Origin of the sequence: Pseudomonas sp. B14(2022) (assembly GCF_012030485.1) — a bacterium.
Lineage (GTDB): Bacteria > Pseudomonadota > Gammaproteobacteria > Pseudomonadales > Pseudomonadaceae > Aquipseudomonas.
The window spans coordinates 37,237-58,281 of sequence record NZ_JAAUVM010000005.1; the positions used below are offsets into that span (position 1 = coordinate 37,237).

Below are 21,045 nucleotides of genomic sequence, written 5' to 3' on the forward strand. Positions count from 1 at the left end.
TTGCAATGAAAGTACATGACGTGTACTTTTGTTTCCAGGCCACAGGAGAACCGCCATGACCCTTGCGAAAACTGCCATTGCTTCATTCGACGTCGATGCCCAGAAGAGCTTCACGCCGCTGTGCCCCAACGAGTTGCCGGTGGTCGGCGGTGACCAGATCGGTGCCGAACTCAACTACATGGCCAGCCTCGCCGGCTACCGCGTCGGCAGCAAGGACGCCCACACCCCGCACGCACCCTGGGTGGTCGCGCAGCACAGCGAGATGCTCCAGCCCACCGGCCTGGCCCATGCCGATGTAACCTGGGTCAGCCACTGCGTACCGGGCACCGAAGGCTTTACCTTGCTCGACGAGTTGCCCACGCCCTATGACTACGACTACTTCATCTGGAAGGGCGTCGAACCCGACCTGCACCCCTATGGCGCCTGCTACCACGACCTGCACGACAAACTCTCCACCGGCGTGATCGAGTACCTCAAGGCCCAGGGCGTCAGCCTCGTGATCGTCGGCGGCCTGGCCCTGGACTACTGCGTCAAGACCACCGCCTTGCAACTGCTCAAGGCCGGCCTGGAGGTGGTCCTGCACCTGCCGGCGTGCCGGGGGATCAGCGAGGAGGGCGGTGTACAGGCCGTCAATGAGTTGCTCAAGGCCGGTGCTGTCATCAGCAGCACCCGCGAAGAACTGGCCGCGATGGCCACGCGTTAAGGAGATACACCATGGAAAGTGCCTACGACTACGAAGCCCCGGTGATCCAGGGTTTGCTCGACACCGACTACTACACCTTCACCATGATGCAGGCGGTGTTGCACCAGCACCCGAATGTCGATGTGGAATACAACTTCATCGTGCGCTCCAAGGAAAAACTCGGCCACCTGATCCCCGAACTGCGCGCCGAGCTTGAGAACATGGCCGGCCTGCAGATGCGTGAGGGCGAGCTGCGCTTTCTGTTCAACCCACGCTTTCGCGAATACCTGACCCCCGACTACGAACGCTTCCTCGGCCTGTTCCGCTTCAACCTGCGCTATATCCACGTCAGCGAAGTCGACGGCCAACTGAACATCCGTGTGGTCGGGCCGATGCTGCACTGCATCATGTTCGAGCAACCGGTACTGGCACTGGTCAGCGAGCTGCGCAACCGCGCCAAATACCCCGACGTGACCCTGGAAGACGTCACCCGCAAGCTCTACCAGAAGTTCGACTGGCTGGAGAAAAACCTCAGCCGCGACGAGTTGGCCGACCTGCGCGTCTCCGACTTCTCCACGCGCCGGCGCCTGTCGTTCAAGGCCCAGCGCGAAGTGGTGGACATCATGCGCCGCGACTTCCCCGGCCAGTTCGTCGGTACCAGCAATGCGCACCTGGCTTACGAATTCGACCTGCCGCTGATCGGCACCATGGCGCACCAGTGGATGATGGTGCACCAGCAACTGGGGCGGTTGCGCGAAAGCCAGAACGCCGGCCTGGAAAACTGGGTGCGTGAATACCGCGGCCGCCTGGGCATTGCCTTGACCGACACCATCAGCACCGATTTTTTCCTCAAGGATTTCGACCTGTACTTCGCCAAGCTCTACGACGGCCTGCGCCAGGACTCCGGTGATCCCATCGCCTGGGCCGACAAGGTGCTGGCCCGCTACAAACAGCTGGGCATCGACCCGATGACCAAGGACCTGATGTTCTCCGACGGCCTGAACTTCGAAAAGTGCCTGCCGATCCTGCGGCACATCCGTGGCAAGGCCAAGTTCGGTTTCGGCATGGGCACCAGCCTGGCCTGTGATGTGGAGGGCGTGGAGCCGCTGAGCATCGTCATGAAGCTGGTGCGCGTGCACGGCGAACCGGTGGTGAAGTTCTCCGATGACCCGGTGAAGAACGTCTGCGAAGACCCCTCGTTTTTGCAGTACGCAGCGAAGGTATTCAATGTCGGCAACGTGGAGGTGTGACATGCAGGAACGTATCGCGCAGGAACTCAATATCGATCGCACATTGGTCAAGGGCGGTGAAGCCCAGGAAATCCAGCGGCGCATTGACTTCATCAAGACCACCTTGCGCCATTCAGGCTGCAAGGCCCTGGTACTGGGGATCAGCGGCGGCGTCGATTCCCTCACCGCCGGCCGCCTGTGCCAGCTGGCGGTGGAGCAATTGCGTACCGAGGACTACGCCGCGCGCTTTATCGCCATGCGCCTGCCCTACAAGACCCAGGCCGATGAGAGCGACGCCCAGGCCTCGCTGGATTTCATCACCCCGGACCACATCGACACCCTGAACATCGGCGCCAGCGTCGACGGCCTGATGGCCAGCCTGACCGCCACCGACGCCAGCGCCGCCCAGGTCGACTTCATCAAAGGCAACGTCAAGGCCCGCACCCGCATGATCGCCCAGTACGCCGTGGCCAACCTGCACAACGGCCTGGTGGTCGGCACCGACCATGGCGCCGAAGCATTGATGGGTTTTTTCACCAAATTCGGCGACGGCGCCTGCGACCTGGCACCGCTGTCGGGCCTGACCAAGACCCAGGTGCGCCTGTTGGCCAGTGCCCTTGGCGCGCCGGCGAACCTGGTGCACAAGCAACCCACCGCCGACCTCGAGGAACTGGCGCCGGGCAAGCTGGATGAACAGGCCTATGGCTGCACGTACGAAGAGATCGATGCGTACCTGATGGGCGAGCCGGTGAGTGAGCGGGTGCGGGACATCGTGGAACGCGCCTACCTGAAGACCGCCCACAAACGCGCGCAACCCATCGTTCCATGATCGTTCCCATGCTCAACGCTCAATCGACCGACTCCACCGCACCTTCCTTGGGCCGCGCATATTCCATCGGCACGCCGAGCAGTTTCTGGGTAGCGACCTGGGTCGGGGTGAGGGGCAAGAGTGCGGCTTCGTCGGCTTGCACCCCCCTCGGAGATCTTCGCCGAGCTGGCGATGTATTCCAGCACGTTGGGGCCGACGGTTTTTGGCCAGGCCTTGAAGCCGGGCTCCACGTTGGTTTCGTCGCCGCCCTGCAGGCGGTTGAACATCAGGAAACCATGGTGCCGCCGTTCATGCCCAGGTACAGCGTGGGTGCTGGAAGGCATGGCGGGCTTGGCGGTGCCGATCCTCAATCGCGATGGGCATGCGGTGGCAGCGTTGAGCGTAGCGACCATCAGTGATCGCCTGGGGCCTCACACACATTCAGATCGCTGCCAGGGCCACTGATGTGGCCGCTGTCCGAGTCTCCACACCCAACTTTACGTACACATGCTCCAGGTGTTTGTTCACCGTGCGCGGACTCAACCCCAGAATATCGCCAATATCCCGATTGGTTTTCCCGCACGCCACCCAGCGCAGCACCTCCACCTCGCGCTCGGTCAGTTGAAACCTGGCCGATAGCAGTTTTTGCGCCGGCTCGTCTTCCAGTGTCAACACGTTCGACTGCTGCGCCTTTCGCGCCGATAACAAAATCCGTGACGTGCGCAAATGCGCCGCCACCCGCGCCAAGACTTCGTCGGTCTGGATCGGCTTGGTCACGTAATCACTGCCGCCCACCTCAAAACCGCGTACCACGTGTTTGCTGTCGGTCAGCCCGGTCATGAACACCACCGGGATATCCGCGCTGGCCGGTTGGGCCTTGAGCCGGCGGCAGGTCTCGAAACCGTCCAGGCCGGGCATCATCGCGTCCAGCAGGATCAGGTCCGGACGCCGGCGTTGCACGCGGTTCAGGGCGCTCAGGCCGTCGAGGGCCACCAGCACCATGTAGCCGGCGTCGTCGAGGGCATCGGAGAGCATCGCCAGGTTGTCGGGCGTATCGTCGACGATCAGCACCACGCCGGGTTCAGTGCTGCGGGTGAGTGCATTCATCTTCGGCCTCCTTGAGGGTTCGGTTGAGTTCATCCAGGCGGAAACCCTTGAGCAGCCCGCGAACCTTGGTAATAAAGGGTTTGGTATCGGGGCGCTGTTCAAGGATCGTGTCGAGCTTTTCGTGCAGGCCGCGCACATAGCCGATGGCGCTGAGTTCGGCAAGTGCGGCAAGGTCGTCAGGGCTGGGCAACACACTGGGTCGCGTCGGCGGTGTCAAGCTTCTGGTGCGCCGCAGCCAGTGCAGATCCAGATGCTGTTGCAGGCGTCCGAGCAGTTCCGGGGTGCGCACCGGCTTGGCCAGGTAGTCGTTGCAGGCGGCGGCGATGCAGCGTTCGCGGTCGTCGGTAAAGGCGTTGGCGGAGATCACGATGATCGGCGCGTTCGACAGCGCATTGCGGCGGATCAGGCGGCTGGTTTCCCAGCCATCCAGGGTCGGCATCGACAGGTCCATCAGGATCAGGTCCGGCGCCAGCAACGCCACCTGGCGGATCGCATCCTGGCCATTGCTGGCCTGGATCACTTCAAACCCCAGCGGCGTCAGCATGCCGCTGAGCACTTTGCGATGGTCCACATGGTCATCCACCACCAGGATGCGTCGGCGTACTCCGTGATAACCGATGATGTCGTGCTCCACATGCACCACGGCTTGCGGCGCGCGTACTTGGGACAGGAACAAACGCACCTGGAAGCACGTGCCCTTGTCCAGCTCACTGGTCACACGCAACTCGCCGCCCATCAACGAGGTGAGCATGCGCGTGATGGTCAGGCCCAGGCCCACGCCCTTGTCCTGGCGCATCAGGTCACCACGTTCGAATGGCTGGAAAATCCGCTCCAACTGTCCCGGATCGATGCCGATACCGGTGTCGATGATTTCAAAATTGGCGGTCTCGCGCCGGTAACTGACTCGCAGGCACACCTCGCCGCTGTCGGTGAAATTCACCGCATTGCCGAGCAGGTTGATCAGGATCTGGCGCACGCGTTTTTCATCGCCGCGCACCACTGCCGGGATCTTGCCCACGCAGTCCAGGCGAAAGCGCAGGCCCTTGTCACGGGCCTGGGGCGTGAACATTTGTTCCAGGTCATGGATCAGCTCGGGAAAGGGGATTTCGGTGAGTTCCAGGCGCAGCTTGCCGGCCTCGATCTTGGCCACGTCGAGCAGGCCGTCGATCAGCGACAGCAGGTGCGAGCCACTGCGCAGTATGGTCGCCAGTGCGTCCTGATGCTGCTCGGGCATGGCGCTGTCGCGCTGCAGTATCTGGGTGAAGCCGAGAATGCTGTTGAGCGGCGTGCGCAGTTCATGGGACAACCCGGTGACATAGCGGCTCTTGGCGGCGTTGGCGGCTTCGGAGGCTTCCTTGGCCTGTTGCAGGGCTTGGTCGGTGAGGCTGTGGGCATCGATTTCCTGCATCAGCAGCAGGGTCTGGCGGTCGGACTCTTCCTGGGCGACGCGCCGGCTTTCGCGGGTCAGCACCACCCACCACGCGAGCACGGCGGCCAATACCGAGAGGGTGAGAAAAGCCTTGAAGAACGCCTGGTAGAGGGTTTCCGAATGGGGCAAGCCTTGGGCAGCCTGGACATAGATCAACGCCAATGCCCCCGCAAGCATCAGCACCAGTGCGAGCAATAAACCCAGGTAATGCGCCAGGCGCGTATGCAAGCGCGGCATCAAGGTGTTGGGCAGCAACCAGCGCAACACGCCTTCGAATTGGCTGACCAGTCGCCCGTGGGGTTTGCAACGGTCGCCGCAGCGCGCATCCAGCGAGCAACACAACGAACAGATCGGCGTGCTGTAGGCTGGGCAGAACGCCATGTCGGCGGTCTCGAACGGGTTGCTGCACAGCCCGCAGACCGCGTGGGTCGCGGGCGCCACCGGATGAATCAAGTGCACTTCGCTGGTGCGCGCGATGTAGTACTTGCCCTGGGTCAGCCACGCCAACAGCGGCGCCATGATCAGTGCCGTGCCCAGCGCAACGAAGGGCGGCGCGGCCTGGGCAAGGGCGCCGAACAGGCCGAAGTGGGCGAGGATCGATAGCAATGAGGCAATCAGCATCGAGCCGACCCCCACCGGGTTGATATCGTAAAGGTGTGCGCGCTTGAACTCTATATGCCTGGGCGACAACCCCAGGGGCTTGTTGATCACCAGGTCGGCCACCAGCGTGCCGATCCAGGCAATCGCGATATTCGCGTACAGCCCCAGCACCTGGTCGATCACATCGAATACGCCCAGCTCCATCAGCATCAGCGCGATCGCCACGTTGAACACCAGCCATACCACGCGCCCGGGATGGCTGTGAGTCACGCGGGCGAAGAAGTTCGACCAGGCCAGGGAACCGGCGTAGGCGTTGGTCAGGTTGATCTTCATCTGCGAGATGAACACAAACAGCACCATGGCGCCGAGTGCCCATTCCGGTGAGCTGAACACGTAGCGGAATGCGACGAGGTACATCTGGGTCGGCTCGGCGGCGCGCTCCATGGGGATTTCGTGTTGCAGGGCCAGAAACGCGAGGAACGCGCCGGCAAACATTTTCAACGCCCCGGGGATGATCCAGCCGGGGCCGGCACAGAGCAGGGCGGCCCACCAGCGTGTGCGGTTGGCGGCGGTTTTTTCCGGCAGGAAGCGCAGGTAATCGACTTGCTCGCCGATCTGCGTGACCAGTGACAGGGCCACGGTACAGGCGGCGCTGAACGCCAACAGGTTAAAGCCGCCACCATCGCCAGTGCGCCCGACGAAGCTGGTCCAGTCGCTGAAGGCGTCGGGGTTTTTCCACCCCACAAAGCCGTAGGGCAACACCAGCAACAGCAGCCAGATGGGTTGCGTCCACAGTTGCAAGCGGCTGATCAGGGTCACACCGTACGCCACCAGCGGGATCACCAGCAGTGAGCAGATCACATAGGCGATGCCCAGCGGGATATGGAAATACAGCTCCAGTGCCAAGGCCATGATCGCCGCTTCCAGGGCGAAAAACAGGAAGGTGAAGCTGGCGTAGATCAGCGAGGTGATGGTGGAACCGATATAGCCGAAGCCGGCGCCACGGGTGAGCAGGTCCATGTCCACGCCGTAGCGCGCGGCGTAATAACTGATGGGCAGGCCGGTGAGGAAGATCACCAGGCTGATGGTCAGAATCGCCCAGAAGGTGTTGGTGAAGCCGTAACTCAAGGCCAGTACGCCACCGATGGCTTCCAGCGCCAGGAACGACACCGCGCCCAAGGCGGTGTTCGCGATACGCCACTCCGACCATTTGCGAAAGGACTTGGGGGTGTAGCGCAGGGCGTAGTCTTCCATCGTCTCGTCGGCGACCCAGGTGTTGTAGTCGCGGCGGATCTTGACGATGCGCTGGGTGCCGGGAGGGGATTGCACGGTGGGTAGGCTCCGGGAAGTTGGCGTGATTACTGAGCAAGTTCTATGCCTCAGCAGACGCTGAGGACCCACATGTGAAGTCGCTCGCCACAACCTGCCTTGAAACCGTGCGCAACGGCATACGTCAAATGACGTATGCCGTTACGTCAGGCTGCGTATACCCGCTCTGGCCGGCTGCCGCCATGCTGACCTCCTCATTGCAGAGGAGTCGCCCCATGGCATCACGATTGATTCGCTCCAAACCGCTGTTGGCCCTGTCATTACTGGCGGCCGCTTTGTTCAGTCAGGGCGTGCTGGCCGATAACGAAGGCCTGGCTGTGACCCCCACCGAAGTCACCGTCGGCCAGTTGCACTCGGCCACCGGCACCATGGCGATCTCCGAGACCGGCTCGATCCAGGCCGAGCGCCTGGCCATCGAGCAGATCAACGCCTCGGGCGGGATTCTGGGACGGCAGATCAAGGTGATCCAGGAAGACGGCGCCTCCGACTGGCCGACCTTCGCCGAAAAAGCCAAGAAGCTGCTGGTCAACGACAAAGTCGCCGCCGTGTTCGGCTGCTGGACCTCGGCCTCGCGCAAAGCCGTACTGCCGATTTTCGAGAAAGAAAATGGCCTGCTCTACTACCCAACCTTCTACGAAGGCCTGGAACAGTCGAAAAACGTCATCTACACAGGGCAGGAAGCGACCCAGCAGATCCTCGCCAGCCTCGATTGGATCGCCAAGACCAAAGGCGCCAAGACCTTCTATCTGGTCGGCTCCGACTACATCTGGCCGCGCACGTCGATGAAGATCGCGCGCAAGCACATTGAAAACGTGCTGCACGGCACCGTGGTGGGCGAAGACTACTACCCACTGGGCAACACTCAGTTCGGGTCGCTGATCAACAAGGTCAAGCTGAAGAAGCCGGACGTGGTGTTCGCCGCAGTGGTCGGCGGTTCCAACGTGGCGTTCTATAAACAGCTCAATGCGGCAGGTGTGAATGCGTCCAAGCAGACGCTGTTGACGCTCTCGGTGACCGAAGACGAACTGCTCGGCATCGGCGGCGAAAACATGGCCGGCTTCTACGCCTCGATGAAGTACTTCCAGAGCCTGGACAACCCCAACAACAAAGCCTTCGTCGATGCGTTCAAGGCCAAGTACGGCAAGGATTCGGTGATCGGCGATGTGACCCAGGCGGCCTACCTCGGGCCATGGTTGTGGAAAGCGGCGGTGGAGAAGGCCGGCAGTTTCGACGTGGATAAAGTCGTCGCCGCGTCTCCAGGCATCGAGCTGAAAACCGCGCCGGAAGGCTACGTGAAGATCCACGAGAACCACCATCTGTGGAGCAAGTCGCGCATCGGTGAAGTACTGCCCAACGGCCAGTTCAAGGTGATCTACGAGTCGGATCTGATCGAGCCGAACCCGTTCCCCAAAGGCTACCAATAAGTAACAGGCGAACCCAGATCCACATGTGGGAGGGCAAGCCCCCTCCCGCATACAGCAAAGCCAAAGCAGACTGCATTTTATCTCTTTGTAGGAGACCATCATCATGGAATGGCTATCGGAATTTGGAGCCATCGCGGCGATGCAGGGGTTCAACGGCTTGTCCGTATTCTGCGTGCTGTTGCTGATGGCCTTGGGGCTGGCGATCATCTTCGGCCAGATGGGCATGATCAATATGGCCCACGGTGAGTTCCTGACCATCGGCGCCTACACCACCTACGTATGTTCCAGCCTTACCGCGCACTTTGCGCCGAGCTTCCAACCCTATTACTTCTTCTTCGCCATCGCCCTGTCATTCCTGGTGGCCGGTGCCGTTGGCTGGCTGGTGGAGTGGGCGATGATCAGTCGTTTGTACAAGCGCCCGCTGGACACCTTGCTCGCCACGTGGGGCTTGTCGCTGATGATGCAGCAAACCTTCCGCTCGGTATTCGGTGCCCGCGAAGTCAGCGCCGAACCGCCGACCTGGCTGATGGGCTCGGTCAACTTCACCGACGCCATCGAAATCCCGCGCAACGGCCTGTTCATGATGGCCCTGACCCTGCTGCTGACCGCTGTGATCTTCCTGATGCTGTACCGCTCGCGCTGGGGCTTGCAAGTGCGCGCTACCGTACAGAACCGCCTGATGAGCCGCGCGGTGGGCATCAATACGCGCAAGGTCGACCGCATGACCTTTGCCCTCGGCTGCGGCGTGGCGGGCGTGGCGGGTGCGGCGTTCACCACCATCGGCTCCACGGGACCCACGGCAGGTTCGCAGTACATTGTCGACACCTTCCTGGTGGTGGTGTTCGGTGGTGCGCAAAGTCTGTTTGGCACCATTGCCTCGGCGTTCGTGATCGCGCAGACCCAATCGCTGTCGGAGTTTTTCCTCAGTGGTTCGATGGCCAAGGTACTTACGTTGTCCTCGGTGATTCTGATCCTGATGCTGCGCCCGCAAGGGCTGTTCTCCATCAAAGTGCGCAAGTAGAGGCGAGCAGATGAAGGCTTTAGACAAGCTGCTGGGCGGCCAGCAAAACATGATCGGCCTCGTGCTGTTGGCGCTGCTGATCCTGGTGATATTCCCCCTGACCCTGGACGCTTTTCGCCTGAATATGGTCGGCAAGTACCTGACCTACGCGTTTGTCGCCGTGGGCCTGGTGCTGTGCTGGGGGTATGGCGGCATCCTCAGTTTGGGGCAGGGCGTGTTTTTTGGGGTTGGCGGCTACTGCATGGCGATGTTTCTCAAGCTTGAGGCATCGGACCCGCAGAGCACCAGGATCCAATCCACACCGGGTATCCCTGACTTCATGGACTGGAACCAGATCACTGAGTTGCCCTGGCTGTGGCAGCCGTTCCACAGTTTCAGCTTTACCCTGGCGGCGGTGATCGCCGTGCCGGTGCTGCTGGCGTTTGTCATCGGCATGGCGCTGTTCAAGCGGCGCGTAGGCGATGTGTATTTTTCCATCGTCACCCAGGCGATTGCGCTGATCCTCACGGTGCTGATCGTCGGCCAGCAAGGCCTGACGGGTGGCGTCAATGGCGTCACCGACCTCAAGACGCTGCTCGGCTGGGACCTGCGTACCGACAGCGCGAAGATGATGTTGTACTTCATCAACGCCGGCTTGTTGTTCGGCTGCATCTTTATCGGCCGTTTCATCCTCGCGTCCAAGCTCGGCCGGCTGTTGATGGCCATGCGCGACAAGGAAGAACGCGTGCGCTTTTCCGGGTATGACGTGGCCAGCTTCAAGATCTTCGTGTTCTGCGTGGCCGCCGCGTTTTCGGCGATTGGCGGGGCGATGTTCGCCTTGCAGGTGGGCTTTATGTCGCCGTCGTTCGTGGGCATTGTGCCGTCGATCGAGATGGTTATTTTTGCGGCGGTGGGCGGGCGCATGTCGTTGCTCGGCGCGGTGTATGGCGCGCTGCTGGTGAACTACGGCAAGACCTACTTTTCCGAATCCTTCCCCGAACTGTGGCTTTACCTGATGGGCGGGCTGTTTATCGCCGTGGTCATGTACTTCCCCAACGGTTTGGCCGGCTTGTGGGACAGTCATGGGCGCCAGGCGTTGGCGAAACTGCTGCGGCGCACACCTGTGGCGAACACCCCGGTTAAAGCCAAGGCCAACACAAAGATCCTGGAGACCCAGCCATGACCGCCGTCGGCTTTGAAATGAATAAACCGGTGCTGGCCATCGAAGGCCTCACTGTCTCGTTCGACGGCTTCAAAGCCGTCGACAACCTCAACCTGTATATCGACCGCAACGAAGTGCGCGTGGTGATCGGCCCCAACGGCGCCGGCAAGACCACGGTGCTCGACCTGATCTGCGGCAAGACCCGCGCCACCAGCGGCAGTATCCAGTTCGACGGCCAGGAACTGACCAAGATGCGCGAGTACAACATCGTGCGCGCTGGGGTGGGACGCAAGTTCCAGAACCCGTCGATCTACGAAAACCTCACGGTGTTCGAGAACCTGGAGATGTCTTATCCGGCAGGTCGCAAGGTGTGGGGGGCGCTGTTTTTCAAGCGTAACCCCCAGGTGATTGCCCGGGTGGAAGAGGTGGCGCGGGAGATCTTCCTTGGCGATTTGCTGCAGCAACAGGCCGACCTGCTGTCCCATGGGCAAAAGCAGTGGCTTGAGATCGGCATGCTGCTGATGCAAGACCCCGAGCTGCTGATGCTCGACGAACCGGTGGCCGGTATGAGCGTCAACGAACGCGCGCAAACCGCCGAGCTGCTCAACCGCATCAGCCAGGGCCGTTCGGTGCTGGTGATCGAGCACGACATGGAATTTGTCAAAAGCATCGCCCACAAAGTCACGGTGCTGCACCAGGGCAAGGTGCTGGCCGAGGGCAGCATGGAGTCGGTGCAAAGCAATCCGAAAGTCATCGAAGTGTATTTGGGCCACTGAGGAACCGCGCATGTTCAAGATCGACCAGTTGTCCTGCGGCTACGGGCAGAGCCAGATCCTCCACGACCTGGACCTGAGCGTGGCCAAGCGCGAGATTGTCGCGGTGATGGGCCGCAATGGCATGGGCAAGACCACCTTGTTCAAGAGCCTGATGGGCATCCTGCCGCAGTGGAAGGGCCAGGTCAGCGTTGACGGGCAGGATGTGTCGGCGCTGGAAACCCATGAACGGGTAGCGCGCGGGATTGCCTATGTGCCCCAGGGCCGCATGATTTTCCCGAGCATGAGCGTGCTGGAAAATATCCAGACCGGCCTGTCGGCGTCCGCGCGGGGGAAAGTGCCGGAGGATTTGTATGCACTGTTCCCGGTGCTCTACGACATGCAATCGCGCAAGGGTGGCAACCTGTCCGGCGGCCAGCAACAGCAACTGGCGATTGCCCGGGCGTTGGCAACCAACCCCAAGGTGCTGCTGCTGGATGAGCCGACAGAGGGTATTCAGCCGTCGATCATCAAGGACATCGCGCGCACGTTGAAGGAGATTCGCAACCTGCGGGATCTGACCATTGTGGTGTCGGAGCAGGTGTTGTCGTTTACCTTGGAGATCGCCGACCGCTTCCTGGTGATCGAGAAGGGGCGGTTCGTGATTGAAGAGACCCGGGATCGGGTGGATGAGGCGACGATCAGTCGGTACTTGTCGGTGTGAGCAGGGCGGCAAAGGCTGCGAGGATACAGGTTTATTCCAGGCGCTCTCCGACAGCCATGGCAGGTTTTATCGTATTGCTGCTCGGGGCGCATGCAGAGTATGTCCAAGTAGTTTTCCCGCGCTTAGTTGTACATTTAATTGGTTTTTTGGAACCGGCTTATTATCAGTCACCACAGAGAGGGGCGTTGATCCAGCAAGCAGTTTTATTGGATTGGCATTTATCGACCCCCATAACACTGAGGTGTAGCTATGGAACTGTATTGTCGTCAACAACCCCACTGTCAGCCAGTTGCCGGCACTGGCTTTAATCCAGTCACTGATGGCGCTGGAAGGGGTCATGGTTATAGCGGTTATGAGGGCGCTCAGAGCTCTAGAATCGCGCGAGACTTTTCAGGTAATTTTGATTACTTCAGAACCCCGGGAACGGCTTTTGTGTCGCGTGATTCGCTTCAGCTCGCTGCCGGTCGTCCGCCGACGGGAAACCCCTATCATGATCAGATGACCCTGTTGGCCCGCGCGATTCTCAACAATCCGAAAATGGAACACCTGCTTGACGCAATCAACCACGGCGGCCAGGAGGATGGCGTTATCAGCCATGGGGACGTATCCGCCGTCGTTGACCATTATGAAGCGCAGGAGGCACCCTTCAAGCAGTCGCCGCGCTCGGGGCCTTATAACGGCGCCATGCAGCAGCAAAGGGTCAACCAGCAGTTTCCCCAGCCGCACTTCGGGCAATCGCCGAGGTATGACAATTCAAACTTCGCCGCGCAGCAACCCTACTACGGTGGGGGCCAGGTCTTGCGCATGCCTGATGCCGAGAGTAAGTCCTATACCCACCTCAGCAAGGAAGACTTTTCCAATCAGGTACTCTCCCATTTCAGTTCCCTGGAAGACCCGAATACCCCTGGCGCCATAACCGACAGGTCGCTGAATGCAGTGGCCTCGGGTTACCGTCTGGACGGTACACCTGCCACTCAGGATGAGATAAATATTGCCAAGGAACTGCTGGCGCGGGGGAGTTTGTTCAAGGAACTTGATGAAGGTAAAACAGGCACGCTGGATGGGAGTTTTACCCGGGACGACCTCGGTAATACCTCCAATAGATTTAAAGGCATGAGTGATGAAGAGCTGCTTAGAACAATTAAAGCGAACTTTGTCGAGTACGGTGATGGTGATGACTATGTCAACTTCAAGGAGTTGAAACAAGCAGCAGGGTTGTTGCCTTCGGATAAAGCCTACAGTCCGGAAGCGCGCCAAGCGGCGGCAGAACTTCTCAAGCGCAAACAGCTTCTGGAAGATACGGATGTTGGCGTTAATGACAAAGGCGGCCCTGGGTACAAGGACGGGCGGTTTGATCTGGCGAACCTGGATCACGTGATCGATAAAAAGCGTGCAACTGCCGCTGGATGAACCGAGGGTGCCGCCGACCGTCTCGGTGGCACCTCGCTTCGTAGCGACGCGTTCATAGCCCAGTACGGGGTTGAGTGCTGTGGTCATAAACAGTGAATGCTCTACGTTGTGGATCAGCACCGGCTTGGCCACATTCAACTCGAACGTACTCGATAGTGCGTTGGCCCGGCGACTGGGGCTGGAACCGGGGGGCATTACTTCTGTGTGTCGAGCATCAAGGTCGACGCCAGCGCCGGTGATGCACTGCTTCAAAGCGCAAAGTGGCGCACTGGGCCTGGCCATCATTCGTCAATATCGCGATGAGCCCGGTGGGCTGATCGCCGTGTCGGAATCGGTCTACCCCACCGATCGTTTCACCCTGACCATGCAGATGAAACGCGACAAGGTCTGACCTCATACGTCATCCAACGTATTCCCCGATTTACCTGGCTCCCCGAGACTGGATCGAACGCCCTACGTCATCCGTCCAGGAGCCAGTCCATGACCGAAACGCTGATCAAAGTCGACCTCAACCAGCCTGTTACCGAGAACGAGCAAATCCATAACCGCTGGCACCCGGATATCCCGATGGCGTGCTGGGTGAAGCCGGGCGACGACTTCATCCTGGAAACCTACGACTGGACCGCCGGCGCAATCAAGAACAACGACGACGCCAGCGATGTGCGCGATGTGGACCTGTCCACCGTGCATTACCTGTCGGGCCCGGTGGGTGTGCACGGCGCCGAGCCGGGAGACCTGCTGGTGGTGGACTTGCTCGATATCGGTGCCAAGGCCGATTCACAGTGGGGTTTCAACGGGTTTTTCTCCCGGCAGAATGGCGGTGGTTTTCTCACTGATCACTTCCCCAGCGCACAAAAAGCCATCTGGGATTTCAAGGGCATGTTCACCCGCTCGCGGCATATTCCGGGGGTGAATTTCGCCGGCCTGATCCACCCTGGTCTGATTGGCTGCTTGCCCGATCCGGTGATGCTCGCCGACTGGAACCGCCGTGAACAGGAGCTGATCGACACCAACCCAACCCGTGTACCGCCACTGGCCAACGCACCGCTGGCCGCCACCGCGCATATGGGCAAGCTCAAGGGGCAGGCCCGCGACGATGCCGCCGCCACCGGCGCGCGCACCGTGCCGCCGCGTGAACATGGCGGTAACTGCGACATCAAGGATTTGTCCCGGGGTTCGAAGATCTTCTTCCCGGTCTACGTCAACGGCGCCGGGCTGTCGGTGGGCGACCTGCACTTCAGTCAGGGCGACGGTGAAATCACCTTTTGCGGCGCCATTGAAATGGCTGGCTGGGTGCATATGAAAGTCGAGCTGATCAAAGGCGGCATGGCCAAATACGGGATCAAGAACCCAGTGTTCAAGCCGAGCCCGATCACGCCGCACTACAAGAACTACCTGATCTTCGAAGGCATCTCGGTGGACGAGCAGGGCCAGCAGCACTACCTGGACGTCAACGTCGCCTACCGCCAGGCATGCCTGAATGCGATCAACTATTTGACCAAGTTCGGCTATTCGCCAGCCCAGGGTTACGCGTTGCTCGGCTCGGCACCGGTGCAGGGGCACATCAGTGGCGTGGTGGATATACCGAATGCCTGCGCGACCTTGTGGTTGCCCACGGAAATCTTCGAGTTCGATATCAACCCCAACGCCAACGGGCCGACCCTATTTCTCGACGGCAGTATCGACTTGCCCATCGCTCCGGACCTGTAGCCATGCCGACCTACGAATACGCCTGCGACACCTGCGGCACGTTCACGATGTTGCGGCCTATCGCCCAGCGCCACGAGCCCAACCAGTGCCCTTACTGCGCCGGGCCCGGCGGGCAGCTATTGGTGTCGGCCCCGGCGCTGCAAACGCTGTCGGCCAACCAGCGCAAGGCCATCGCCGGCAACGAGCGCAGCGCCAACGCGCCGCAAACCGTCGGTGAGTATCAGGAAAGCCGTCGACACCCGACCGGATGCAGTTGCTGTGGCACCCGCAAAAAGGAGCTGCCGAGCAAGGCCAACCCTTTGGGCCTCAAGACCAGGACCGGCCCGCGGCCGTGGATGATCAGTCACTAGAGCAGGAGCACTGCAATGCGTCATGGCGATATTTCCAGCAGCCCGGACACCGTCGGTGTCGCGGTGGTGAACTACAAGATGCCGCGTCTGCACAGCAAGGCCGAGGTCATCGACAACGCGAAGAAGATTGCCGACATTATCCTCGGCATGAAACAGGGCCTGCCCGGCATGGACTTGGTGGTGTTCCCTGAATACAGCACCATGGGCATCATGTACGACCACGACGAGATGATGGCGACCGCTGCGAGTATTCCTGGCGACGAGACGGCGATCTTCTCGGCCGCCTGCCGCCAGGCCAATACCTGGGGCGTGTTTTCGCTCACTGGCGAGCGCCATGAGGAGCATCCGCACAAGGCGCCCTATAACACGTTGGTATTGATCAATAACTGCGGCGAAATTGTGCAGCGCTATCGCAAGTGCATCCCCTGGTGCCCCATCGAGGGGTGGTACCCGGGCGATCGCACCTACGTGTGCGACGGACCCAAAGGCATGAAGATCAGCCTGATCATCTGTGATGACGGCAACTACCCGGAGATCTGGCGCGATTGCGCGATGAAGGGCGCGGAGCTGATCGTGCGCTGCCAGGGCTATATGTACCCGGCCAAGGAGCAGCAGGTGCAGATGTCCAAGAGCATGGCCTGGGCGAATAACTGCTACGTGGCGGTGGCCAACGCGTCTGGGTTCGATGGGGTGTATTCGTACTTCGGTCACTCGGCGATCATCGGCTTTGACGGGCGCACGTTGGGCGAGTGCGGTGAGGAGGAGATGGGCATCCAGTACGCGCAATTGTCGGTGTCGCAGATTCGCGATGCGCGAGCCAATGACCAGTCGCAGAACCATCTGTTCAAGCTGCTGCACCGCGGCTACACCGGTATGCATGCCTCGGGCGATGGCGACAAGGGCGTGGCCGACTGTCCGTTCGAGTTCTACCGTACCTGGGTGCTGGATGCGCAAAAGGCGCAGGAGAATGTGGAGAAAATCACCCGCAGCACGGTGGGCGTGGCCGAGTGCCCGGTGGGGCAATTGCCCCATGGCGGTAAAGAAAAGACGCTGGAGTAGCGCATGCGCTTTACCTTTGAACCGGCGCAGGTGATGGCGTTGTTGCGCAGCCGGATCGTCGGCCAGGACGCTGCACTGGCTCAGGTGGAAGGCTTGCTCAAGGTGGTCAAGGCGGATATCGGTGAGCGTGATCGACCGCTAAGCGTCAATCTGTTCATGGGCCCGACCGGTGTGGGCAAGACCGAGGTCGTGCGCCTGCTGGCCCAGGCGCTGCACGGCCGCGCCGACGGCTTTTGCCGCATCGACATGCACACCCTGGCCCAGGAACATTACACCGCTGCGCTCACTGGCGCGCCCCCCGGCTATGTGGGCAGCAAGGAGGGTATCAGCCTGTTCAACAGCGAGTTGATCCAGGGTACCTACAGCCGACCTGGCATCGTGCTGTTCGACGAACTGGAAAAGGCCAGCCAGGAAGTGCTGCGCAGCCTGCTGGGCATTCTGGAAAACGGCCAACTGACGTTGGCTGCAGGCACTCGCACCCTGGACTTTCGCAACTGCCTGATCTTCATGACCAGCAATATCGGCGCGCGGCAGGCGCGTCGTCATCGTCAGCGGTTCGCCCAAGGTTGGCGTCGGTTGCTGCGGGTATTTGTCCGGGATGAGGCGGCTGTATTGGAAGAGGCGCTGCATGGTCATTTTGAACCGGAGTTCCTTAATCGTATCGACCGCATCCTGATGTTCGAACCCATCGACGCTCAGTGGCTGGAAGCACTGCTGGAGGTGGAGCTGGGCAAACTCAATCAGCGCTTGGCGGCGCAACAGTGCTCGTTGGTGCTGGATGAACACGCGCGGGCCTGGCTGTGCCGTCACCACGATGCGCGGTTCGGCGCACGTGCGCTGGGCCGGCGTTTGCGGGTGGAGCTGGAGCCGGCGATTGCCGAATGCGTCTTGCAGGGCAATGCCCTGCGCCTGAATGCCACGGTACGCAATGCCTGCCTGGTGGTGGACGCGGTACAAGGACAAAGCACAGGAAGATCGGATCCAATTACGGTATAACCCTCGGACGCTTTAGTTCTCCGAGGCCCCGTTTTTCATGCAAAGCCCTGTGCAACGCCCGCTGTGGCAGATCTACCTGATCTTTCTGGCACCGATGGTGCTGTCCAACTTCCTGCAAAGCTTTTCCGGCACCCTCAACGGCATTTATGTCGGGCAAATGCTCGGCACCCAGGCGTTGGCGGCGGTGTCGGGGATGTTTCCCATCGTGTTTTTCTTTATTGCCCTGGTGATCGGCCTTGGGGCGGGCGCCTCGGTGCTGATTGGCCAGGCGTGGGGTGCCCAGGAAACCGGGATGGTAAAGGCGATTACCGGTGCCACCCTGACCCTCGGCGCACTGGTGGGCCTGATCGCAGCGGTGCTGGGCAGCCTGTTTGCGCGCCCGGCGTTGCAGGCATTGGGCACACCGATTGATGTACTCAATGATGCAGTGGGCTATGCCCAGATGATGATGTTGATCATGCCGCTGCTGCTGGTGTTTATCCTCTACACCCAGCTATTGCGCGGTGTCAGCGACACGATCTCGCCGCTGCTGGCGCTGATGGTCTCGACCCTGGTCGGCCTGCTGCTGACCCCGGCGCTGATTCGCGGCTGGATCGGTCTGCCGCCCCTGGGTATCCAGAGCGCGGTGTACGCAGGCCTGGTGGGGAATGCCTCGGCAATGCTGTTTCTGGTCCTGCGCCTGCGCCATAAAAACCATGTGATGGCGCCGGATCGCGAACTGCTCGCGGCCTTGCGCCTGGACCGCGTCATCCTTGGCAAAGTCCTGCGCATCGGCTTGCCTACAGGCTTGCAGATGGTGGTGTTGTCGCTGTCGGAGCTGGTCATCCTGGCTTTGGTCAACGGCCACGGTTCCCAAGCCACGGCGGCCTATGGGGCGGTGACGCAGATCGTCAACTACGTGCAATTCCCGGCCCTGTCGATTGCCATCACCGCGTCGATCCTCGGCGCCCAGGCGATTGGGGCCGGGCGCCTGGAGCGTATCGGGCCGATCCTGCGCACCGGGCTGTTGATCAATACGTGCCTGACCGGTGGCCTGATCGTGCTGGGTTATGGGTTGTCCCACTGGTTGCTGGGCCTGTTCATCACCGACGATGCCGCGCGGATCAACGCCGAACACCTGCTGCACATCATGTTGTGGAGCATCCTCGTATTCGGCTTCCAGGCCGTGATCGGTGGGATCATGCGCGCCAGCGGCGTGGTGCTGATGCCAGTGGCGATTTCGATCTTCTGCGTGCTGTGTGTTGAGCTGCCGATGGCATACCTGCTGAATGCGCACTTCGGCCTGGAAGGCGTGTGGATGGCGTTCCCGGTGACGTACCTGGCGATGTTGGGATTGCAGATCGCGTATTACCGGTTGGTGTGGCGGCATAAGCAGATCAAGCGGTTGGTGTGATAAAAGGATGCGCAATTTAAGGACAGAAGACGTTTAAATCATGGCAAACCCTTACGCCGAGTTGTTCCAGGTCCCCGGTGCCCGGGCCTTCGTATGGGCCGGCATGCTGGCGCGCATGCCGGTGTCCATGGCCGGTATTGGCCTGATCACCATGCTCTCCCAGGTGCACGGCGGCTATGGCCTGGCCGGATCGGTGGCGGCGGTGTTCGCCCTGGCCACGGCGTTTTGCGCGCCGCAGGTGTCACGGTTGGTGGATCGGTACAGCCAAGGCCGGGTGCTGCCGATTGCCGCCTTGATCGGCGGCGGGGCGCTGCTGATGCTGTTGCTGTGCACGCGGTTGCAGGCGCCGACCTGGACGTTGTTCCTGTTTGCTGCCCTGGCGGGTTGCATGCCGAATATGTCAGCCATGGTGCGGGCGCGCTGGACCGAGCTGTACCGGGGCCAGCCTAAGCTGCAGACCGCATTCGCCCTGGAATCGGTGCTGGATGAGGTGTGCTTCATCATCGGCCCACCGATTTCGGTGGGCTTGAGCGTGGTGCTGTTCCCCGAAGCCGGCCCTCTGGTGGCCGCGCTGCTGCTGGCGGTTGGCGTTACCACGTTTGTGCTGCAACGTGCGACCGAACCCCCGGTGCATGAGCACCACGCTCACCATCGGGGCTGGCTGATCGCGTCACCGTCGGTGCTGATCCTGATGATCCTGCTGCTGGCCATGGGGGTGATCGTGGGCGTGGTGGATGTGGTCAGCGTGGCCTTTGCCCAGCACCAGGGCCAGCCGGCGGCGGCAAGCATCGTGCTCTCGGTGTACGCCATCGGTTCGTGCCTGGCGGGCCTGGCCTTTGGCACCCTCAAGCTCAAGGCGCCGTTGCCCCGGCAGTTCCTGTTCTGCGGCGTGGCCACGGCGCTGACCACCTTGCCGTTGCTGCTGGTCACCCACATTCCGGGCCTGGCGGTGGCCATCTTCATTTCCGGACTGTTCTTCGCCCCGACCCTGATCGTGTCCATGGCCCTGGTGGAAAAGATCGTGCCCGCGAGCCGCCTGACCGAAGGCATGACCTGGCTGATCACCGGCCTGAGCATCGGCGTGGCCATCGGTGCCGCCAGCTCCGGCTGGATGATCGACCATTTTGGTGCCGCCAGCGGATTCTGGGTGGCGCTGGCGGCGGGGGCGGTGTTGATGGGGTCAGCGGTGCTGGGGTATCGGCGGTTGGGTTGAGCGTCATAACCCACAATGAAACGTCGAAACGTCAGCCAATCAGGGGGCCGGAGTCCGCTCGGTGATGTTGCAGGAATTCGTTCAGCGCCTGGCGCGTCAGGTCGTTCAGGGTCACCTTTTTACGTGTCGCTTCAAGGGCGGCGGCAAGATGAAGATCGTGGCCGACCCGCACGTTAAAAGAGCCTTTGCACGGCTTCTCCGGTGTTTGCCCAAGGGCCTGGCAGGTAGTGAGGTAGTCGTCCACAGCTTCGCGAAATGCAGCGTCCAGTTCGGCGACGGTTTTGCCTTCGTAGCTCACCAGTGCCTTGATGAACAGGATCTTGCCGAACAGGCAGTTGTCTTCGAGGCTGGCTTCGATAGAGCCGATGTAGCCATTGTGTTTCAGTTGGTTGTTCACTGAATCAGTTCTCCTGATTTCAATTGTTCGATGATCTGGCGCCGAATGTAGTGTTTCAGTTCGTTGCCGGGATGAGGCTTGTGCAAGGTGCTCATTGCACCCGGATCGCCGAGGTCGAACTTGACGCGGCTTCCAGCCCCTCAATCTGTGTGTAGCCAAGACGACGCAGCAGCGTGACGAGCTCTGGCCAGGTAAATGCCATCTGCTCGTTGAGCCATTTGGCGAGCAGCTTTTCATTTTTGGACACGGCGCTCCCTGCGTGTAACTAGAT

At 60.9% G+C, this 21,045-nt stretch carries 18 protein-coding genes and 4 pseudogenes; 17 read left to right on the plus strand and 5 right to left on the minus strand.

Annotation, left to right across the window (positions count from 1 at the left end; all coding sequences use genetic code 11):
- The first annotated feature begins 55 nt into the window (after positions 1-55).
- From HCF10_RS09955 to nadE, 3 genes are read left to right on the plus strand one after another with little or no spacing between them, the layout of a single operon-like run.
- A complete protein-coding gene (locus tag HCF10_RS09955) occupies positions 56-703 on the plus strand; it encodes a nicotinamidase (protein WP_167655421.1) in 648 nt (215 codons plus the stop codon).
- Between the two features lie 11 nt (positions 704-714).
- Positions 715-1,932, plus strand: coding sequence for a nicotinate phosphoribosyltransferase (gene pncB / locus HCF10_RS09960; RefSeq protein WP_131700162.1), 1,218 nt, complete (start codon positions 715-717; stop codon positions 1,930-1,932).
- A 1-nt stretch (position 1,933) separates the two neighbouring features.
- Positions 1,934-2,740, plus strand: a complete 807-nt coding sequence (gene nadE / locus HCF10_RS09965; RefSeq protein ID WP_167655422.1) for an ammonia-dependent NAD(+) synthetase — start codon at positions 1,934-1,936, stop codon at positions 2,738-2,740.
- 34 nt (positions 2,741-2,774) lie between these two features.
- On the opposite strand, the pseudogene HCF10_RS09970 reads toward nadE, so the two are convergent.
- Positions 2,775-3,018, minus strand: a pseudogene (locus tag HCF10_RS09970) (ABC transporter substrate-binding protein); the annotation flags it as partial.
- A 31-nt stretch (positions 3,019-3,049) separates the two neighbouring features.
- Between HCF10_RS09970 and HCF10_RS09975 the strand changes: the two are divergent.
- Positions 3,050-3,151: pseudogene (locus HCF10_RS09975) on the plus strand (IclR family transcriptional regulator); the annotation flags it as partial.
- Between the two features lie 9 nt (positions 3,152-3,160).
- Here the strand turns inward: HCF10_RS09975 and HCF10_RS09980 are convergent.
- Positions 3,161-3,826, minus strand: coding sequence for a response regulator (locus HCF10_RS09980; RefSeq protein ID WP_131700164.1), 666 nt, complete (start codon positions 3,824-3,826; stop codon positions 3,161-3,163).
- Positions 3,801-7,184 carry an ATP-binding protein gene (locus HCF10_RS09985; protein WP_131700165.1) on the minus strand — a complete coding sequence of 1,128 codons (3,384 nt, stop codon included), beginning with the start codon at positions 7,182-7,184 and terminating at the stop codon, positions 3,801-3,803. Before HCF10_RS09985 ends, HCF10_RS09980 begins: the two co-directional genes overlap by 26 nt.
- Before the next feature lie 215 nt (positions 7,185-7,399).
- Here HCF10_RS09985 and urtA point away from each other — a divergent pair, with 215 nt between their 5' ends.
- From urtA to HCF10_RS10050, 13 genes and pseudogenes are all read left to right on the plus strand, one after another.
- Entirely contained in the window at positions 7,400-8,608 is a 1,209-nt protein-coding gene (gene urtA / locus HCF10_RS09990) for an urea ABC transporter substrate-binding protein (RefSeq protein ID WP_131700166.1), read from the plus strand.
- Between the two features lie 103 nt (positions 8,609-8,711).
- Positions 8,712-9,629, plus strand: coding sequence for an urea ABC transporter permease subunit UrtB (urtB, locus tag HCF10_RS09995; protein ID WP_167655423.1), 918 nt, complete (start codon positions 8,712-8,714; stop codon positions 9,627-9,629).
- A gap of 10 nt (positions 9,630-9,639) precedes the next feature.
- The gene (urtC, locus tag HCF10_RS10000; RefSeq protein WP_145337229.1) at positions 9,640-10,791 is read left to right on the plus strand and encodes an urea ABC transporter permease subunit UrtC; all 1,152 of its coding nucleotides are present in this window, start codon (positions 9,640-9,642) and stop codon (positions 10,789-10,791) included.
- Positions 10,788-11,546, plus strand: coding sequence for an urea ABC transporter ATP-binding protein UrtD (urtD, locus tag HCF10_RS10005; RefSeq protein WP_145337230.1), 759 nt, complete (start codon positions 10,788-10,790; stop codon positions 11,544-11,546). Before urtC ends, urtD begins: the two co-directional genes overlap by 4 nt.
- Positions 11,547-11,556: 10 nt before the next feature.
- A complete protein-coding gene (urtE, locus tag HCF10_RS10010) occupies positions 11,557-12,246 on the plus strand; it encodes an urea ABC transporter ATP-binding subunit UrtE (RefSeq protein WP_145337231.1) in 690 nt (229 codons plus the stop codon).
- A 432-nt stretch (positions 12,247-12,678) separates the two neighbouring features.
- Complete coding sequence (locus HCF10_RS31085; protein WP_178116767.1) at positions 12,679-13,656, plus strand: hypothetical protein; 978 nt, start codon at positions 12,679-12,681, stop codon at positions 13,654-13,656.
- Between the two features lie 250 nt (positions 13,657-13,906).
- Positions 13,907-14,047: pseudogene (locus HCF10_RS31380) on the plus strand (GntR family transcriptional regulator); the annotation flags it as partial.
- An 89-nt stretch (positions 14,048-14,136) separates the two neighbouring features.
- Positions 14,137-15,366 carry a formamidase gene (gene fmdA / locus HCF10_RS10025; protein ID WP_131700170.1) on the plus strand — a complete coding sequence of 410 codons (1,230 nt, stop codon included), beginning with the start codon at positions 14,137-14,139 and terminating at the stop codon, positions 15,364-15,366.
- Between the two features lie 2 nt (positions 15,367-15,368).
- Positions 15,369-15,716 carry an FmdB family zinc ribbon protein gene (locus HCF10_RS10030; RefSeq protein ID WP_131700171.1) on the plus strand — a complete coding sequence of 116 codons (348 nt, stop codon included), beginning with the start codon at positions 15,369-15,371 and terminating at the stop codon, positions 15,714-15,716.
- A gap of 15 nt (positions 15,717-15,731) precedes the next feature.
- The gene (locus HCF10_RS10035; RefSeq protein ID WP_131700172.1) at positions 15,732-16,775 is read left to right on the plus strand and encodes an aliphatic amidase; all 1,044 of its coding nucleotides are present in this window, start codon (positions 15,732-15,734) and stop codon (positions 16,773-16,775) included.
- A 3-nt stretch (positions 16,776-16,778) separates the two neighbouring features.
- Positions 16,779-17,771, plus strand: a complete 993-nt coding sequence (locus HCF10_RS10040) for an AAA family ATPase (RefSeq protein WP_145337232.1) — start codon at positions 16,779-16,781, stop codon at positions 17,769-17,771.
- Between the two features lie 37 nt (positions 17,772-17,808).
- Positions 17,809-19,164, plus strand: a complete 1,356-nt coding sequence (locus HCF10_RS10045) for an MATE family efflux transporter (protein WP_167655424.1) — start codon at positions 17,809-17,811, stop codon at positions 19,162-19,164.
- Positions 19,165-19,204: 40 nt separating this feature from the next.
- On the plus strand, positions 19,205-20,377 hold the full coding sequence (locus tag HCF10_RS10050; protein ID WP_167655425.1) for an MFS transporter: 1,173 nt from the start codon (positions 19,205-19,207) through the stop codon (positions 20,375-20,377).
- 31 nt (positions 20,378-20,408) lie between these two features.
- On the opposite strand, the gene HCF10_RS10055 is transcribed toward HCF10_RS10050, so the two are convergent.
- Positions 20,409-20,774 carry a type II toxin-antitoxin system HicB family antitoxin gene (locus tag HCF10_RS10055; protein ID WP_131700177.1) on the minus strand — a complete coding sequence of 122 codons (366 nt, stop codon included), beginning with the start codon at positions 20,772-20,774 and terminating at the stop codon, positions 20,409-20,411.
- Positions 20,771-21,021: pseudogene (locus tag HCF10_RS10060) on the minus strand (type II toxin-antitoxin system HicA family toxin). Before HCF10_RS10060 ends, HCF10_RS10055 begins: the two are co-directional and overlap by 4 nt.
- Positions 21,022-21,045 lie beyond the last annotated feature (24 nt).

What these genes read in the sequence shown, in the direction of transcription:
- HCF10_RS09980 (WP_131700164.1), bottom strand. Translation starts at nt 3,826, where the DNA reads ATGAATGCACTCACCCGCAGCACTGAACCCGGCGTGGTGCTGATCGTC.
- urtA (WP_131700166.1), top strand. Translation starts at nt 7,400, where the DNA reads ATGGCATCACGATTGATTCGCTCCAAACCGCTGTTGGCCCTGTCATTA.
- HCF10_RS10030 (WP_131700171.1), top strand. Translation starts at nt 15,369, where the DNA reads ATGCCGACCTACGAATACGCCTGCGACACCTGCGGCACGTTCACGATG.
- pncB (WP_131700162.1), top strand. Translation starts at nt 715, where the DNA reads ATGGAAAGTGCCTACGACTACGAAGCCCCGGTGATCCAGGGTTTGCTC.
- urtC (WP_145337229.1), top strand. Translation starts at nt 9,640, where the DNA reads ATGAAGGCTTTAGACAAGCTGCTGGGCGGCCAGCAAAACATGATCGGC.
- HCF10_RS10040 (WP_145337232.1), top strand. Translation starts at nt 16,779, where the DNA reads ATGCGCTTTACCTTTGAACCGGCGCAGGTGATGGCGTTGTTGCGCAGC.
- HCF10_RS10045 (WP_167655424.1), top strand. Translation starts at nt 17,809, where the DNA reads ATGCAAAGCCCTGTGCAACGCCCGCTGTGGCAGATCTACCTGATCTTT.
- fmdA (WP_131700170.1), top strand. Translation starts at nt 14,137, where the DNA reads ATGACCGAAACGCTGATCAAAGTCGACCTCAACCAGCCTGTTACCGAG.
- HCF10_RS09955 (WP_167655421.1), top strand. Translation starts at nt 56, where the DNA reads ATGACCCTTGCGAAAACTGCCATTGCTTCATTCGACGTCGATGCCCAG.
- HCF10_RS10050 (WP_167655425.1), top strand. Translation starts at nt 19,205, where the DNA reads ATGGCAAACCCTTACGCCGAGTTGTTCCAGGTCCCCGGTGCCCGGGCC.
- nadE (WP_167655422.1), top strand. Translation starts at nt 1,934, where the DNA reads ATGCAGGAACGTATCGCGCAGGAACTCAATATCGATCGCACATTGGTC.
- urtD (WP_145337230.1), top strand. Translation starts at nt 10,788, where the DNA reads ATGACCGCCGTCGGCTTTGAAATGAATAAACCGGTGCTGGCCATCGAA.
- urtE (WP_145337231.1), top strand. Translation starts at nt 11,557, where the DNA reads ATGTTCAAGATCGACCAGTTGTCCTGCGGCTACGGGCAGAGCCAGATC.
- HCF10_RS10035 (WP_131700172.1), top strand. Translation starts at nt 15,732, where the DNA reads ATGCGTCATGGCGATATTTCCAGCAGCCCGGACACCGTCGGTGTCGCG.
- urtB (WP_167655423.1), top strand. Translation starts at nt 8,712, where the DNA reads ATGGAATGGCTATCGGAATTTGGAGCCATCGCGGCGATGCAGGGGTTC.